Origin of the sequence: Pseudotamlana haliotis (assembly GCF_008806375.1) — a bacterium.
In the GTDB taxonomy this organism is placed as follows: Bacteria; Bacteroidota; Bacteroidia; order Flavobacteriales; family Flavobacteriaceae; genus Pseudotamlana; species Pseudotamlana haliotis.
In genome coordinates, this window is sequence record NZ_WAAT01000050.1 from 303,037 (window position 1) to 319,102 (window position 16,066).

Here is a 16,066-nt window from a genome sequence, read left to right on the forward strand (position 1 = left end):
CACCTTGAACGGTTAAGTTGTTGTCAAATCCTTTGCTATTTTTGTGCATGCCTCGTTGAGCATGTCATATACGTTCTGAAAACCATCGTCTCCACCATAATAAGGGTCTGGGACATCAAAGTTTTCATTTGGATAGACTTTATTTAGGATAAAGTTTACCTTGGCTCGGTCTTCATCGTTTCTCGCTAAATCCATTACGTTTTGGTAATTTGAAGCGTCCATCACATAAATATAATCAAATTGGTCAAAATCTGAAACTACAAATTGTCGGCCTTTTAGGTTTGAAATATTTAAGCCGTGCTTTTTTGCTACGGCAACAGAACGTCTGTCTGGAGCAGAACCGATATGATAGCTGGCAGTGCCTGCAGAATCTATAGTAAAATCTTCAGAAGGTAATTTTGACTTTAGGATACCTTCAGCTAGGGGAGAACGGCAAATGTTTCCCAAGCAAACCATCAGTATATGTGTCATGATGAAAAAGTTTTAAACAGAAAGTTTTTTTGTAATGTCTTCAACATATTTCTTAAACTGTTTATCTGTTGAAGATAAGTTGTCAACTGTTTTACAAGCATGTAGAACAGTGGCGTGGTCACGTTTTCCTATTTGTGAACCAATACTTGCTAGCGAAGCTTTGGTATATTTCTTAGCGAAAAACATAGCTAATTGTCTGGCTTGTACAATATGACGTTTTCTAGTCTTAGACTGTAAAGTGTCAATATCCATTTGGAAATAATCAGAGACTACTTTTTGAATGTAATCTATAGAAACTTCGCGTTTGGTATTTTTCACAAACTTCTCTACAATCACGCGTGCTAAATCAATGGTGATTTCTTTCTTGTTGAAAGAAGACTGTGCAATTAATGAAATTATAGCACCTTCCAGTTCACGAACGTTTGATTTGATGTTTTTAGCAACGTAGTCAATAATATCTTCTGGCATTTCAACACCATCGCGATATAATTTATTTTTCAGAATAGAAACACGGGTTTCAAAATCCGGGTTTTGTAACTCTGCTGATAATCCCCATTTAAAACGAGATAATAAGCGTTGCTCAATATCTTGCATGTCAACCGGTGCTTTATCACTGGTTAAAATAACTTGTTTTCCGTTTTGGTGTAAATGGTTGAATATATGGAAGAAAACATCTTGAGTTCCCGTTTTTCCTGAAAGGAATTGCACGTCGTCAATGATTAAAACATCAATAATTTGATAAAAATGAATAAAATCATTTCTGTTATTCTTCTTTACAGCATCAATATATTGTTGCGTGAATTTTTCAGCTGAAATATAAAGAACCGTTTTTTCTGGATATTTATCTTTGATGTCTACACCAATAGCATGTGCTAAGTGTGTTTTTCCTAAGCCAACACCACCAAAAATCAATAAAGGATTGAAAGATGTGCCTCCTGGTTTTGCGGCTACCGCTAATCCTGCACTACGAGCTAAACGGTTTGAGTCGCCTTCAAGGAAATTATCGAAACTGTAATTCGGGTTCAGTTGTGATTCAATCTTTACATTTCTAATCCCTGGAATTACAAATGGATTGCGTAATTCTGGACTTTTGTTGTTAAGTGGAATATCAACATTTTGTGATTTTACAGCTGATCGATTTGAACTTGGAATTTTTTCTGTAAAAGGTTGTTTGTTGCCATAGGTGTTTTCCATTTTAATAATGTAAACCAATTTGGCAGTTTCTCCTAACTCTTTAGTGAGTGATACCTTAAGGATTTTTACATAATGCTCTTCAAGCCATTCGTAGAAAAATTTACTTGGTACTTGAATACTTAATGCAGTGCCTGTTAACTTTACTGCTACAATAGGTTCAAACCATGTTTTGTAAGCTTGCGGTTGGATGTTATCCTTTATAAAATCAAGACAGTTATTCCATACCGATTGCGCAGTTACACTCATTTTTGTTAAAATAGTTTTTAATTGTTAGTTTAGAAAAAAGCGAAAAACGAACTTTTCGCACCCCCTTTAATAGTGCAGCAAATATGTGAACAAAAATCTTAAAAAAAAAATCAATTACTATTGAATATTTAGATTTTTTTCCTCATGTTTAACCTCTAGCCGAAGCTACAAAAAAATATTTAATTATGGTGATGAAATTCGATGAAATACAAATAAGAGTGCGATATGGCGAAACAGATCAGATGGGGGTGGTGTATCACGGAAACTACCCATTATACCTAGAAATGGGGCGTATTGAGTGGCTTCGCAAGATTGGCGTGTCTTATAAAAAAATGGAAGAAGATGGTGTGATGCTCCCTGTTGTTTCTATGGCTTTAAACTATAAAAAATCAGCGTGTTATGACGATGTAATTCATGTTAAAACTCAACTAAACAAAAGGCCTTCTGTCAAGATTGAATTTGACTATGAAATTACCAATGAACAAGGTGAAATTTTAACAACGGCAAGTACTGTTTTGGTGTTCATAGATAAAAAAACAAATAAACCAACGCGACCACCAAAATATATTTTAGATGCTATTGATGCATTTTAATTTTTTTAAAGAAAAACTATTTAAAGAAAGTTTTTAAATCGAATTATAAATGGATAGGATTTGAAATCGAGCGCATTTGAGTTTTTTTATAATGAAACATTCTCAACTGTGATCGAACGGTCAATATTTACTTGTCAACCTCCATTTCTTTTATTTCTATTTCATAAAGATTGTTGAAAATCTCAAAAATTGCACCAGCTTCCTTTTTTCTAATCGAAATGGTGATTTGGCAATTCATTTCCAACTTTTGATTCGTGATGTTCAAGCGCTTCTCTTTAATGATCCGCATTACTGTATTCATGTTTTTGTAATCAAAAGTGATGAGATAATCAATATTGATGGTTTTCTTAACAATTTTTGAAGCCTCTAGGGTGAGTTGGGCAGAAGTTCTGTAAGAGCTTATTAATCCGCCAACACCTAATTTAACACCACCAAAATAACGAACTACTATAATTAAGATGTTAGTGACATCAAAAGATTGTATTTGTCCGTAAATGGGCATGCCAGCCGAATTACTGGGTTCGCCGTCATCATTTGCACGATAAGAAATAGTTTCGGTGCCTAGTTGGTAAGCGTAACACCAGTGTCTGGCCGAATGATGTTCTTTTTTGACTTCAGCTAAACAGTCTTTAACATCGTCTTCCGTTTTAACATGAAAGGCGTAACCAAAAAACTTGCTGTTTTTCTCTTTGAATAATGTAGGCTCAGGAGATTCGGTAATGGTTTGGTATGTGTCGTTTTCTATCAAAAATGGTTTTTAAAATAAGTTGCTTTTGGTTTCGAACAGTGTGCAAACGTCTTCAGTTTCTGGATTGATGTGCCAAGTTTTAAAGTTTAAAGCTTTTGCACTAATGATATTGTCTTTATTGTCATCTATAAAAAGGCACTCTTCAGCATTAAGGTTGTTTTCTTCTAAAACAAATTCAAAAATATCGTAGTTGGGTTTTGCTAAGTTGATTTCGTGTGACAGGTAAAATTTATCAAAACAATTTTTAAATTCATCAAAAAAGTTAACCTGTCCTTTAATATAATCGATATGAAGTTCGTTGGTATTACTTAGTAAGATGAGTTTATATTTACCGGAATCTTTAAGAGTTTTGATAAACTCTAAACGCTTTGGCGGAAAATGTTTCAGCATGTGATTCCAAACGTCTTTAAGGTCTTCTCTAGAAAGCTTCGGGAAGTTTTCAGCATAAAAATCTAAAAATTCATCGGTAGAAATAAGTCCTTGTTCATAGAAGCTATTAAATCCCATGATTTCTTCGGAAAAAGAATCAATTTCAAGGGTTTCAAAAGCGTATTGTTGTGCTCCAGGAATATCTAAATTGATGAATACGTTTCCAAAATCGAATATAATCGTTTTAATCATTGCTGTAAATTTTAAGGGTGTTGGTCATTATTTTTTCTTCGGAAGTTAATTTTCCGTCAAGTTTTGGTGCTTTCGTTCCGCTAATAAAGCTAACAGGGCCTTTGAAAATTCGGGCTTCATCCCAAATGTTTTCGTCAATAAAGGTTTGAAGCGTTTTAGCACCGCCTTCAATAATGACGGAGTTAATTTGGTTTTCAAAAAGAACTTTACAAATTTGCTGAGCTAAAGGTTTTGAAAAGTCTATGTTTTTATTTGAAATGCTAATCGTTTCTGCTTGATTATTAAAAACGGCCAGTGTCTTTGGGAGTTTCTCTTCGCGGTCAATAACAATACGAGTCGGGTTGTTTCCTGTCCAATCTCTTACCGTTAAACTCGGATTATCATCTAGAGCGGTTTTAGTACCGATTAAAATGGCTTGTTCTTCGGTACGCCATTTATGAACCAGTTGCCTGGAATAGGTATTTGTAATCCAAACAGGTTTTTGTTCATCTTTTTTCTCTGGTGACAAATAACCATTTTGGGTTTCTGCCCATTTTAAAATGATATATGGACGCCTTTTGTTATGAAACGTAAAAAAGCGTTTGTGGTGTTTTTTGCAAGCTTCTTCTAAAATCCCAACAGTAACCTTGCAACCGGCGTTTTTGAGTTTTGCAATGCCTTTGCCAGCAACTTGTTCGTTGTCATCAATACAACCAATAACTACATTCGGAATTTGATTTTTAATAATCAAATCACTACAAGGTGGTGTTTTTCCGTAATGAGAGCAAGGCTCTAAGGTGACGTAAATGGTAGATGTTTTTAAAAGCGCTTTGTTTTCTACTGAATTTATGGCATTAACTTCGGCGTGATTTCCGCCATACGGACTCGTAAAACCTTCACCTATGATTTTGTGGTTGTTTACAATCACGGCGCCTACCATGGGGTTCGGCCTAGTATTTCCTAAACCATTTTTAGCAATTTCAATACAGCGTTTTATGTAATGTTCGTGCGTGTGCAAGCTTATAGTTTGATTTTAATGTTTTCGGTTTTATCGATATCATAGCTTTTTGAAAAGCCAAAAACTTTATATTTTATATCACCTTTATATTGCACTTTAATGGTTTTGCTTAATAAGCTTCCGATGAGGCTAGTTATATTTCTACTCGTTAATAAACTATCTGTAGGTATTTTTGAAGTTAAGGGAATGCTAAATTCTTTATGCGCAGGCACATCAAAGGTTGCAGCATTAATAGTGGCTATGTCGTTGTCGTTTACATAAACTTTTAGTCCGTTTGTAATAAGCTTACCACCAATATCATTTGGGTTTTTAAAAAGGGCCTCGGCGTTTATGGTGATGTATTCTGAGTTATGTTCTGAGATTTCAATGTTTTTTACGCCAAGAAATTCAGGCTTCTCTCTAACGGCGCAGCTTATTACTGTGAGAAATATTGTTGATAAGATTATAAGCTTTTTCATTTCAATTTTTTGTGATTTGGCGTATCTTCACTAATTCAAAATTAGTCATTAAAGTGGGTAAAGATACTATAGTTATTCGAGAAATTGAAGTTCAGGATGATGCTCAAATCGAGCAAGTTATTCGAAACTGTTTCTATGAATTTGAAATTCCGCTAGAAGGCACGGCTTATACCGATCCTGAAACTTCACAAATGTTTAAAGGCTATCAAGGCGAGAGTAATATTTATTATGTGATAGAATATGATGGTGAAGTATGTGGAGGCTGCGGCTTAAAACCCTTACCCGGTTATGAAAATGAGATATGTGAAATTCAAAAAATGTATTTTACGCCAAAAATTAGAGGCAAAGGTCTGGGGCGTACTTTAATTCAAAACTGTATCAAAAAAGCTCGTGAATTTGGTTATAAAAAATGTTATATTGAATCAGCACCTCAATTAAAAGCCGCTATTCGTATTTATGAAGATAATGGCTTTCAGCATTTAGAATCGGCACTAGGAAATACCGGACACCATGCTTGTGGTATTTGGATGATAAAAGAATTATGAGACTAAAAGATATACAAAAACAATTTCATAAGGAATTGGATGCGTTTTATGCTACAGAAGAAGTTAATAGTTTCTTTTACATGCTAATTGATGTGTTTTATAAAGTGTCACGTATAGATTTGGCTATGGACACAGAGCTAGAAATTGAAGATGATTCGGCTATTCAAAAGGCTTTAAAACAGCTTAAAAATCAAAAACCTATTCAGTATATTATTGGGGAAACTGAATTCTACGGTTTACCGTTTAAGGTGAATAAGAATGTATTAATTCCGCGTCCGGAAACCGAAGAGTTGGTGGAGTGGATTTTAAAACATAATACTGAAACTGACAAAATCAATATTTTAGACATTGGCACGGGTAGTGGTTGTATAGCGATTTCATTAGCTAAATACTTTAAAAATGCTTCAGTTTATGCTTTAGATGTGAGTTCGTTAGCGCTTGAGGTGGCTAAGGAAAACGCAAGATTAAATGACGTTAACGTCTCCTTTATTGAAGCTGATATCTTAAAAACAGAAGCGGTTAAGGATGTGAAATTTGATATCATAGTTTCTAATCCGCCTTATGTTAGGGAAAAGGAGCAGGTACTCATGAAGCCTAATGTGCTTGAAAATGAACCGCACTTAGCACTTTTTGTGAAAGACGACAATGCGCTTCAATTTTATAAGGCTATTACTGAATTTTCTGTACATAATTTAGTGGATAAAGGGAAGCTATTATTTGAAATTAATGAGTTTTTAGGAAATGAAATGATTCGATTATTACAGAAACATCAATTTTCTAATATAGAATTAAAACAAGATATCTTTAGAAAAGATAGAATGATAAAAGGGGTAAAGAATTAATGAATACAGTGGAACAAGAATTGCAAAAACTGCGTGATGAATTAAACGCATATAATTATAGTTATTACGTATTAGATCAAAAGGAAATTTCAGATTACGATTTTGATTTAAAACTGAAAACACTTCAAGAATTAGAATTAAAACACCCAGAGTATTTTGACCCCAATTCACCAACGCAACGTGTAGGTGGCGAGGTAACTAAGAATTTTGATACCATAGTGCATGAGCATCGTATGTATTCTTTAGATAACTCGTATTCTAAAGAAGATTTGCAAGATTGGGAGGCTCGTGTTAAAAAAATGGTTGATGGTGCTATTCAATATACCTGTGAATTAAAATACGACGGTGCTTCTATAAGTTTAACATATGAAAATGGTATGCTTGTCAAAGCAGTAACTCGAGGAGATGGATTCCAAGGCGATGATGTGACGGCTAATATTAAAACCATTAAATCGGTGCCTTTAAAGTTAACGGGTGATTACCCGCCTAAATTTGATATTCGAGGTGAAATTGTGCTGCCTTTTGAAGGCTTTATCAAAATGAATGAAGAACGTGTGGAAATAGGTGAAGAGCCATATCGTAATCCTAGAAATACGGCTTCGGGAAGTTTAAAACTTCAAGATAGTGCTGAAGTTGCTAAGCGTCCGTTAGAGTGTTTGCTTTATAATATTACAGGTTCAAAGCTTAATATCGAGACTCAAATGCAAAGTTTAGAAAAAGCCAGGGCTTGGGGATTTAAAGTGCCAGATGCTGCTAAATTGGCTCATTCAATTGACGAAGTTTTAGAGTTTGTAAACTACTGGGATGAGCACCGTCATAATTTACCTTATGAAACAGACGGGGTGGTTGTTAAAGTGAATAATTTACAACACCAAGAGGAATTAGGGTATACCGCCAAAGCACCACGTTGGGCTATGGCTTATAAGTTTAAGGCAGAGCAGGTGTCAACAAAATTAAATAGCATTAGCTATCAAGTTGGTCGAACAGGTGCCATTACGCCTGTGGCGAATTTAGAACCTGTGGAACTTGCTGGAACAAGAGTTAAAAGAGCATCTTTACATAATGCAGACCAGATTGAAAAATTAGACATTCGTGTTGGTGATGAAGTGTATGTGGAAAAAGGAGGGGAAATTATTCCTAAAATATTAGGAGTTGATTTAACCAAACGCCCGTTAGACTCAGAACCAACAATTTATATTACCCATTGCCCAGAGTGTGATACTGAACTCATACGCCAAGAAGGGGAGGCGCAGCATTATTGTCCGAATTATAATGGTTGTAAACCACAAGTTATAGGCCGTATTCAGCATTATATTTCTAGAAAAGCCATGGATATTGATGGCTTAGGAGGTGAAACGGTAGCGCTTTTAGTAAATGAAGGCTTGATTTCAAATTATGCCGATTTATACGAATTAACTAAGGAACAAGTTATTCCGTTGGAACGTATGGCTGAAAAGAGCGCGGCGAAATTAGTTGAAGGTATAGAGCAATCTAAAAATATTCCTTTTGAACGTGTTTTGTTTGCTTTAGGAATTCGCTATGTTGGTGAAACGGTGGCTAAGAAATTGGCTAAACACTACAAAAATATTGATGCTATTATCGAAGCTTCTCAAGAAGAATTAGTTGCGGTTGATGAAATTGGTATTAAAATAGCTGAAAGTGTGTGTTTGTTTTTTGCTTCCGAAGAAAATATTGAAACGATAAACCGTTTGAAAGCTTTTGGTGTGCAATTACAGATGTCTGAAGCGCAACTAGAAGGACAAACCGAATTACTTCAAGGAGATATCATTGTGGTAACAGGAGTTTTTGAGCAAGTTTCAAGAAACGAACTCAAAAAACTGATTGAAGATAACGGCGGAAAGGTGAGTAGTTCTATTTCATCAAAAACTAGCTACATTGTTGCTGGCGCTAATATGGGGCCGAGTAAAAAAGATAAAGCTGAAAAACTAGGTGTTGAAATTCTTAGTGAGGAAGAATTCTTGCGAAAAATCAATTTTTAGTGTAAAATTATCATTAAAAATGTGTTTTTTGTAGATTTAATGTATTGAAATCAGTTATATTTGTTTAAGATATAATTGCGTTTTATGTGGAAATCTGGGGTTTTAGCGGTTATTATTACTATAGTTTATCTTTTATTTGGCTATTTTCAAATCATTGAACAAGATACAGAGCGAGCTCATGAATTAGGAGTTTTTTTAGTGCCCTTAGTAGCGCTGGGTTATTTTGTTTTTGAGGAAAAAAAAACCATATATTTTACAGGTTTTATCCTGCTGTTTGCGTTATCCGATTTATTAGACTTGTTCGTAGGAGCCATGGATTACAGGCTATATTATCACTTGGGTAATTTTCTATATATACTAGCTTACATTTTCTTGCTGTTAGAAATTATAAAGATTGGTGATTTTAATTATTTGATAAAACGGTTTAAAATTTATTTTACTATTTTAATAGTTTTGGATATCTACCTAGTTTATGTATTACAGGCTACTGTTGAACCTTTTGTTGAAACTAGTTATGAATACGGTGTTGAGCTAGTGTATAATATTGTCATGGTCGCACTCTTGTCTTTAGCGCTCTTAAACTATATCCATAAGGAAAATAATAAGGCGATGTATCTTTTTTTAGGGGCACTGCTAATAGTTTGTTCAGAAGTTATTTGGGTTGCGCATACTTACATTGTTGAAAAAGATGTTCTTAATATTTTATCAATGACTTTAAACTTATCGGCATTCTTTTGTTTTTATAAACAAGTGCAGTTCTCTAATGAAGAAGGGGTCGAAGCCCGGTTCAAATTAGATTAAAAGATATTTAACTTATACAATTAAATTGGCATTAAACTGATATGGAAACGCCATTGGCAGATTTGTTTTTATCTGTATCAAAATAAAAGTCAATGCGTCCTACATTAATACCGTAGCAGCCTACCTGATTGACAAGTGTGTTTTTGCCTTCTATATTCTCTACAACTGTTGGTTTAGATAAAAAGGTATGGGTATGTCCGCCAATAATTAAATCGATGTCTTTGGTAGCTTTGGCTAGTTTTAAATCTGATATTTTACTGGAGTTTTCCCCATAATCATACCCTAAATGTGATAAACAAATAATAAGGTCGCAGCCTTTTTCTTCTTTTAGGATTCTAGTCATTTCCTGAGACATTTCAATGGGATCTAGGTATTTTGTTTCTTTGAAATTTGCGGGAGTAACTAAACCATTCAATTCTACACCTAAACCAAATACCCCAATGCTTATACCGTCCTTCTTAAAAACTCTATAAGGTTTGGTGTGGGTGTCCATAATCGTGTTAGAGAAATCGTAATTGGATGAAATAAAATCAAATTCAGCATGAGGTAATTGAGCGTAAAGTCCCTCAATACCATTATCATAATCGTGATTTCCAATTGTGGCAGCATCGTATTTGAGTTTACTCATGAGTTTGAATTCCAGTTCACCACCGTAATAATTAAAATATGGTGTGCCTTGAAAAATATCACCAGCATCTAATAATAGCGTGTTCGGGTTCTCTTTTCTAATCGATTCAATTAAAGTAGCGCGTCTTGCTACACCACCTTTGTTTGCATTTCTTGGGTCATCATCTGGAAAAGCATCAATATGACTATGTACATCATTAGTGTGTAAGATGGTGATTTTTTTAGCCTGATTTATGGTTGAAAAAGATTGTAATCCAAAAGTTCCTAATGAAACTAAAGCGGTTCCTGCCGTGGCTTGCTGTATAAAATTTCTACGTTTCATAATTTATTTGATTTGAGTGAATCTGTCGTCACGAACAGGATTAATGGTGTCTGTTTTCATAAAATAATCAATAAGTGTATTTCTTATCTTATAGTCTAAAGTATAATGGCTATCATTGGGTTGGAAAAAAGTCATGTCATCACCACCTTGATATAAATAATCATTGGTAGCGACATAATACGTTTTGTTAGCGTCAATATTTTCTCCTTTGATTTTAGATTCAAGTAGTGACCCGTCTTTATCAAGTGTAATTTTGAGTTTAGCAATAGGGTGTGCTTTTTTAGCTTTCACCAAATAGTTTACTAAATCATTAATTTGGTTCCCTTTTATGGCTGCCACAACAAGACTGTTTTCAAAAGGCATGAGTTTGTATGCTGTTCCTTTAGTGACATCACCTTTGGGTAATATGGAGCGAATACCGCCATAATTAAGGAGTACCATATCAATGTCATGGCCGCTTCTTTTTAAGAAAATAGGATTGGCTTGTTCGTATGCTATATCGGCCATTAAATTGCCAACAGCTGTATTTAATGCACCGTCATTTTTAGAATAGGTTTCAGCTGCATAGGCAATAGCACTGTCTAAATCCTTTTTAATATGTTCACGATAAGGCGCAATAAAAGTTTCCACGGAAGTGTCAACATTTAGAGTGTCAGTGATTTGAATTTGAGAACCTTCTATTTTTGAAAGTTCAACTTTACTGTTTTTACAATTTAGAAAAACGAAAAAATATAACAAATAAATTAAATGTGTAAACCTCATTCTTAAATCTTAAATATTGAACGTACTTTTGCTACCTTTGCGCAAATTATAAAGATAAATGATTTTAAAGGTTTTTAAGGAAAAATCTATAAAAAAGCGAATTAATAATATGTTATCAGAGCGTGTTGTGACCTCTAATAACCTTGTCGCAAAATCATTTGGGGTACTCATTAATCTAGATGAATTTGATGAACTCGCTTTATTTGAAAGCATAGCTAAAGAAGCAGGTGTACAGCCTAATAATTTTAAAATCATAACCTTTTCAGAACAAAAAAAGGATGATTTAGGTGTTTTTGATAATTGTTATTCTTCAGCGGATTTCAGTAGAAACGGACAAGTGAAAAATGCAGAATTACAAGGTTTTTTAGACACTGATTTTGATGTGCTGATTAGCTATTATACGGAAGATATTTTAGAGTTGAAATTGTTAACGGTAGCCTCTAGAGCAAAATTTAAAATAGGTGTTTTGCAAAGTGATGAGCGTTTAAACGATTTAATAATTAAAACTGAATTAAAAGAATTTGGCGTGTTTAAAACCGAACTTTTTAAATACCTAAGGATATTAAATAAAATTAAGTAAAGCATGAATAGTAAGTTTCTAGGAACTGGAGTGGCATTGGTAACCCCATTTAATGCCGATTTAAGTATAGACCGTGATGCCTTAACCAATATTGTAAACTATAATATTGATAATGGTACAGATTACCTTGTAATTTGTGGTACAACCGCTGAAAGCGCTACCTTAACTAAAGAAGAAAAAAAGGAAGTTACAGCGATTATTTCTGAAGCAAATAACGGACGCTTACCTTTGGTTTTAGGTATTGGAGGAAACAACACCACTACAGTTATCGATGAAATTAAAAATACAGATTTAAGTGGAATCGATGCTATTTTATCTGTTGCACCTTATTATAGCAAACCTACGCAAGAAGGAATTTACCAGCACTTTAAAGCGATTTCAGCAGTTTGCCCTATAAATATTATTTTATATAATGTTCCAGGAAGAACTTCAAAAAATATTGAAGCCGAAACAACCATTAGACTAGCAAACGATTTTGAAAATATTATTGGTGTTAAAGAGGCTGGAAATAGCATGTCTCAGTATTATGAGTTGATTAAAAATAAACCAGAAGATTTTTTAATTATCTCAGGAGATGATGATTTGGCTCTTGGTGTTGTTTTAGCCGGTGGAGCGGGTGTTATTTCGGTAATCGGACAAGGATTTCCAAAGGAGTTTTCAGAAATGATTCGTTTAGGTTTGAAAGGCGAAGCTAAAGAAGCTTTTAAACTTCACTTTAAATTGATTGACGTTATCGGACTTATCTTTGAAGAGAATAATCCGGCCGGAATTAAAGGTGTTTTTGAAGCTTTAAACTTATGTAGAGATACTGTGAGATTACCACTTGTTCCTGCATCAAACGCTTTAAAATCGAAGATTGCAACATTTGTTGAGAACCATTAGTATTGTTAAATATAACTTAAACCTTATAGTTGCTGAGGTTAAGCAATTACTTTAGCTTTGAAATTATATTTTTAAAATCCATATTAATCACTTAATTTTGCATTCTGTTTAAAAATTTATGAACAAGCTTTTTTATTTATTACTAGTAGTCACAGTTTTAACGAGTTGTAGCGAGTATCAAAAGACATTGAAGGCGGAAGATATTTCCGATAAATTCAAAATGGGAGAAACGCTATATAATGAGGGCGAATATGGGAAGGCCAATACGCTTTTTGCTCAAATCGTTCCAAATTATAGAGGAAAACCTCAGGCTGAAAAATTGATGTATTTGTATGCTAAATCGTTTTATGAAATGGGCGATTACTACGTTGCAGGTTATCAGTTAGAACGATTTGCTTCGAGTTACCCTAAAAGTGAAAAAAAAGAAGAGGCTTCTTATTTAAGTGCAAAAAGCTATTATGAGCTGTCGCCAGTTTATAGTAAGGACCAAAGCCAGACAACTGAGGCTATTGATAAACTTCAGGAGTTTATCAATTTATTCCCAGAATCGGATTATGTGGAAGAAGCTAATGCGCTAACAAAAGAACTGTCTGTTAAATTAGAAAAGAAAGCATTTGAAATTGCTAAACAGTATAATACCATTTCAGATTATGAAGCGGCTATAAAGTCGTTTGATAATTTTATATTTGAACATCCAGGGTCTTCCTTTCAAGAAGAGGCTCATTTTTATAGGTTAGATTCAGCTTATAAATTAGCTATTAATAGTATTGAGAGAAAGAAAAAGATGCGTTTAGAAGCGGCAAAAGATTTTTATATCGAGTTTAAAGAAGAATATGCCGATTCAGAACATATCGAGGATGTTGAAGACATTGCTATAGAATTAGAAGAAGAATTACAAAATTACAGCTCACAAAGTTAAATACAAATGACAATGGATTTAAAAAAAACCAACGCTCCAGTTAATACAATTACGTACGACAGAAATCAAATAGATGAGCCTACAGAGAACATCTACGAATCGATTTCAATTATCGCAAGACGTGCAGAGCAAATTAACACAGAGATTAAAAAAGAACTTATCGATAAGTTAGAAGAATTTGCTACTTACAATGATAGTCTTGAAGAAATCTTTGAAAACAAAGAGCAAATTGAGGTTTCTAAATTTTACGAAAAATTACCTAAGCCTCATGCGTTAGCTGTTCAAGAATGGTTAACTGATAAAATTTATTTTAGAAATACTGAGGAAGACTCTCAGGAATAATTTCTTTATATGAGTATTTTAAGCGGCAAAAACATACTGTTAGGCATTACGGGTGGTATTGCCGCTTATAAAACAGCTTCACTAGTTAGATTGTTCGTGAAATCTGGTGCCAACGTAAAAGTGGTCATGACTCCGGCATCTAAAGAGTTTATTACCCCTCTTACATTATCTACACTATCTAAAAATCCAGTTTATTCGTCTTTTACTAATGAATATGAAGATTCTGAGGTTTGGAATAATCACGTCGATTTAGGACTCTGGGCAGACCTGCTGGTCGTTGCACCTGCCACAGCCAATACACTTTCTAAAATGGCCAACGGGGTATGCGATAATTTTTTATTAGCAACCTATTTATCAGCTAAATGTCCGGTGTATTATGCGCCTGCGATGGACTTAGATATGTATAAGCACCCTACAACAGCACATTCCTTTGAGCAATTAAATAGTTTTGGGAATATTATGATTCCTGCTACTAGTGGCGAGCTTGCTAGTGGTTTAGTAGGCGAGGGCAGAATGGCAGAACCTGAAGATATCATTGCTTTTATTGAACAAGATGTTTTAGGGAAATTACCCTTAAGAAATAAAAAAGTACTTATCACAGCTGGCCCAACTTATGAGGCCATTGATCCTGTACGTTTTATTGGAAACCATTCCAGCGGTAAAATGGGCTTTGAAATTGCTAAAGCCGCAGCAAACCTTGGAGCAGAAGTGATTCTAGTTACGGGTCCAACATCTCAAAAAGTATCACACAGTTTAATAGATGTTATTCAGGTGGTTAGCGCTCAAGATATGTACGATGCAGTTCATGAGTATTTTGAATCTACTGATATCGCTATTTTATCTGCCGCAGTTGCCGATTATAAACCTAAAAATGTTGAGCTACAGAAAATAAAAAAGAACACCGCGTCGTTAACATTAGAGCTGGAGAAAACTAAAGATATTTTAGCTTCCTTAGGTGAGATCAAGAAACAACAGTATTTAGTTGGTTTTGCATTAGAAACTCAAGATGAACTTGAAAATGCAAAAGGAAAACTAAAAAGAAAGAATTTAAATTTAATTGTTTTAAATTCGTTGAATGATAAAGGCGCTGGATTTAAAGGCGATACCAATAAAGTGACTTTTATTGATGAAGAACAAAATATTACAGCCTTTGATTTGAAAACTAAGGCAGAAGTGGCTTCAGATTTATTAAGCAAAATAATATCACACATTTAATGCGTAACCTATTTATTTTACTATTACTTTTTCTCGGAATTCAAGGTTTTTCACAAGAACTTAATTGTAACGTTGTTGTTAATGCACAACAAACAGGAAATGAAAACTTTCCTATTTTTAATACTTTAGAAAAGCAAGTTACCGAGTTTGTTAATAATACAAAGTGGACAAGCAAGGTTTTTAAACCACAGGAACGTATTAATTGCAGTATGGTGATAAACCTGAGCAATTATGTGGGAGAATCTTTTCAGGGCACCATTCAAGTACAGTCTTCACGTCCTATTTACGGGTCTTCCTACAGCACACCTGTATATAATTTTAATGACAAAGATTTTAATTTCACCTATTTAGAATATCAAAACTTAATATACAATCCAACGCAGTATGAATCTAATTTGATTTCTGTAATCGCGTTTCATGTGTATATGATTTTGGCGCTAGATGCGGATACGTTTTCTATGGAGGGCGGACAAGAATATTACAAACAAGCCCAAGTGATTACCAACTATTCCCAGCAAGGTAACCATAAAGGTTGGAGGGTTGAAGACGGCTTACAAAGTAGATTTGCGTTAATTGATAATATTTTATCTACTACGTATAAAGAATTTAGATCAGTATTATACGATTACCACAGAAAAGGTTTAGATGAAATGCATACCAACGTAAGAGCTGGGAAAGAAGCGATTGCTTCTAGTATTCTTGAATTTAATGCGATGAATAACCGTCGCCCGAATTCATTCTTATTACGTGTGTTCTTCGATGCTAAATCTGATGAAATTGAAGATATATTTACTGAAGGGCCAAATGTAAATATTACCGAACTTAAGGAAACCCTTCAAAAAGTGGCGCCTATTTACAGTAGCAAATGGCAAAATATTAAGTACTAAAACCTAAGGTCGTT

General features: G+C 34.2%; 19 protein-coding genes. 11 read left to right on the forward strand and 8 right to left on the reverse strand.

Features of this window, described 5'->3' with window-relative positions:
- Positions 1 to 12 precede the first annotated feature (12 nt).
- Both F6U93_RS12635 and dnaA read right to left on the reverse strand, forming a co-directional pair.
- On the reverse strand, positions 13 to 471 hold the full coding sequence (locus F6U93_RS12635; RefSeq protein WP_225312693.1) for a low molecular weight protein-tyrosine-phosphatase: 459 nt from the start codon (positions 469 to 471) through the stop codon (positions 13 to 15).
- 12 nt (positions 472 to 483) lie between these two features.
- Positions 484 to 1,911, reverse strand: a complete 1,428-nt coding sequence (gene dnaA / locus F6U93_RS12640) for a chromosomal replication initiator protein DnaA (RefSeq protein ID WP_150940375.1) — start codon at positions 1,909 to 1,911, stop codon at positions 484 to 486.
- A gap of 191 nt (positions 1,912 to 2,102) precedes the next feature.
- Between dnaA and F6U93_RS12645 the strand changes: the two genes are divergently transcribed.
- Positions 2,103 to 2,504 (forward strand): acyl-CoA thioesterase, encoded by a 402-nt coding sequence (locus F6U93_RS12645; RefSeq protein WP_150940496.1) that lies wholly within the window; start codon positions 2,103 to 2,105, stop codon positions 2,502 to 2,504.
- 127 nt (positions 2,505 to 2,631) lie between these two features.
- Here the strand turns inward: F6U93_RS12645 and F6U93_RS12650 are convergent, their stop codons facing one another.
- The 4 genes from F6U93_RS12650 to F6U93_RS12665 are packed head-to-tail and all read right to left on the reverse strand — an operon-like array spanning position 2,632 to position 5,328.
- A complete protein-coding gene (locus tag F6U93_RS12650) occupies positions 2,632 to 3,252 on the reverse strand; it encodes an IMPACT family protein (RefSeq protein WP_150940377.1) in 621 nt (206 codons plus the stop codon).
- A gap of 9 nt (positions 3,253 to 3,261) precedes the next feature.
- Positions 3,262 to 3,873: an HAD family hydrolase gene (locus tag F6U93_RS12655; RefSeq protein WP_150940379.1), complete on the reverse strand. Its 612-nt coding sequence runs from the start codon at positions 3,871 to 3,873 to the stop codon at positions 3,262 to 3,264.
- Positions 3,866 to 4,870, reverse strand: coding sequence for a bifunctional diaminohydroxyphosphoribosylaminopyrimidine deaminase/5-amino-6-(5-phosphoribosylamino)uracil reductase RibD (ribD, locus tag F6U93_RS12660; RefSeq protein ID WP_150940381.1), 1,005 nt, complete (start codon positions 4,868 to 4,870; stop codon positions 3,866 to 3,868). Before ribD ends, F6U93_RS12655 begins: the two co-directional genes overlap by 8 nt.
- Before the next feature lie 2 nt (positions 4,871 to 4,872).
- Positions 4,873 to 5,328 (reverse strand): hypothetical protein, encoded by a 456-nt coding sequence (locus F6U93_RS12665; RefSeq protein WP_150940383.1) that lies wholly within the window; start codon positions 5,326 to 5,328, stop codon positions 4,873 to 4,875.
- A 53-nt stretch (positions 5,329 to 5,381) separates the two neighbouring features.
- Here F6U93_RS12665 and F6U93_RS12670 point away from each other — a divergent pair, with 53 nt between their 5' ends.
- From F6U93_RS12670 to F6U93_RS12685, 4 genes are all read left to right on the forward strand, one after another.
- Positions 5,382 to 5,873: a GNAT family N-acetyltransferase gene (locus F6U93_RS12670; protein ID WP_150940385.1), complete on the forward strand. Its 492-nt coding sequence runs from the start codon at positions 5,382 to 5,384 to the stop codon at positions 5,871 to 5,873.
- Positions 5,870 to 6,715 carry a peptide chain release factor N(5)-glutamine methyltransferase gene (gene prmC, locus F6U93_RS12675; protein WP_150940387.1) on the forward strand — a complete coding sequence of 282 codons (846 nt, stop codon included), beginning with the start codon at positions 5,870 to 5,872 and terminating at the stop codon, positions 6,713 to 6,715. The genes F6U93_RS12670 and prmC overlap by 4 nt, the downstream gene beginning before the upstream one ends.
- Positions 6,715 to 8,715 carry an NAD-dependent DNA ligase LigA gene (gene ligA / locus F6U93_RS12680; RefSeq protein WP_150940389.1) on the forward strand — a complete coding sequence of 667 codons (2,001 nt, stop codon included), beginning with the start codon at positions 6,715 to 6,717 and terminating at the stop codon, positions 8,713 to 8,715. Before prmC ends, ligA begins: the two co-directional genes overlap by 1 nt.
- 84 nt (positions 8,716 to 8,799) lie before the next feature.
- Positions 8,800 to 9,516 carry a hypothetical protein gene (locus F6U93_RS12685; RefSeq protein ID WP_150940391.1) on the forward strand — a complete coding sequence of 239 codons (717 nt, stop codon included), beginning with the start codon at positions 8,800 to 8,802 and terminating at the stop codon, positions 9,514 to 9,516.
- Between the two features lie 31 nt (positions 9,517 to 9,547).
- On the opposite strand, the gene F6U93_RS12690 is transcribed toward F6U93_RS12685, so the two are convergent.
- Positions 9,548 to 10,465 carry a bifunctional metallophosphatase/5'-nucleotidase gene (locus tag F6U93_RS12690; protein ID WP_150940393.1) on the reverse strand — a complete coding sequence of 306 codons (918 nt, stop codon included), beginning with the start codon at positions 10,463 to 10,465 and terminating at the stop codon, positions 9,548 to 9,550.
- A 3-nt stretch (positions 10,466 to 10,468) separates the two neighbouring features.
- A complete protein-coding gene (locus F6U93_RS12695) occupies positions 10,469 to 11,095 on the reverse strand; it encodes a 5'-nucleotidase C-terminal domain-containing protein (protein ID WP_225312694.1) in 627 nt (208 codons plus the stop codon).
- Positions 11,096 to 11,285: 190 nt separating this feature from the next.
- Between F6U93_RS12695 and F6U93_RS12700 the strand changes: the two genes are divergently transcribed.
- The 6 genes from F6U93_RS12700 (at position 11,286) to porD (ending at position 16,052) form a co-directional block, all read left to right on the forward strand.
- Positions 11,286 to 11,807, forward strand: a complete 522-nt coding sequence (locus F6U93_RS12700; RefSeq protein ID WP_150940397.1) for a DUF6913 domain-containing protein — start codon at positions 11,286 to 11,288, stop codon at positions 11,805 to 11,807.
- Between the two features lie 3 nt (positions 11,808 to 11,810).
- Positions 11,811 to 12,689 (forward strand): 4-hydroxy-tetrahydrodipicolinate synthase, encoded by an 879-nt coding sequence (gene dapA, locus F6U93_RS12705; RefSeq protein WP_150940399.1) that lies wholly within the window; start codon positions 11,811 to 11,813, stop codon positions 12,687 to 12,689.
- Between the two features lie 118 nt (positions 12,690 to 12,807).
- Complete coding sequence (locus tag F6U93_RS12710) at positions 12,808 to 13,608, forward strand: outer membrane protein assembly factor BamD (protein WP_150940401.1); 801 nt, start codon at positions 12,808 to 12,810, stop codon at positions 13,606 to 13,608.
- 12 nt (positions 13,609 to 13,620) lie between these two features.
- Positions 13,621 to 13,950 carry a DNA-directed RNA polymerase subunit omega gene (locus F6U93_RS12715; RefSeq protein ID WP_150940403.1) on the forward strand — a complete coding sequence of 110 codons (330 nt, stop codon included), beginning with the start codon at positions 13,621 to 13,623 and terminating at the stop codon, positions 13,948 to 13,950.
- Positions 13,951 to 13,959: 9 nt separating this feature from the next.
- The gene (coaBC, locus tag F6U93_RS12720; RefSeq protein ID WP_150940404.1) at positions 13,960 to 15,165 is read left to right on the forward strand and encodes a bifunctional phosphopantothenoylcysteine decarboxylase/phosphopantothenate--cysteine ligase CoaBC; all 1,206 of its coding nucleotides are present in this window, start codon (positions 13,960 to 13,962) and stop codon (positions 15,163 to 15,165) included.
- Complete coding sequence (gene porD, locus F6U93_RS12725; protein WP_150940407.1) at positions 15,165 to 16,052, forward strand: type IX secretion system protein PorD; 888 nt, start codon at positions 15,165 to 15,167, stop codon at positions 16,050 to 16,052. Before coaBC ends, porD begins: the two co-directional genes overlap by 1 nt.
- Positions 16,053 to 16,066: the final 14 nt, after the last annotated feature.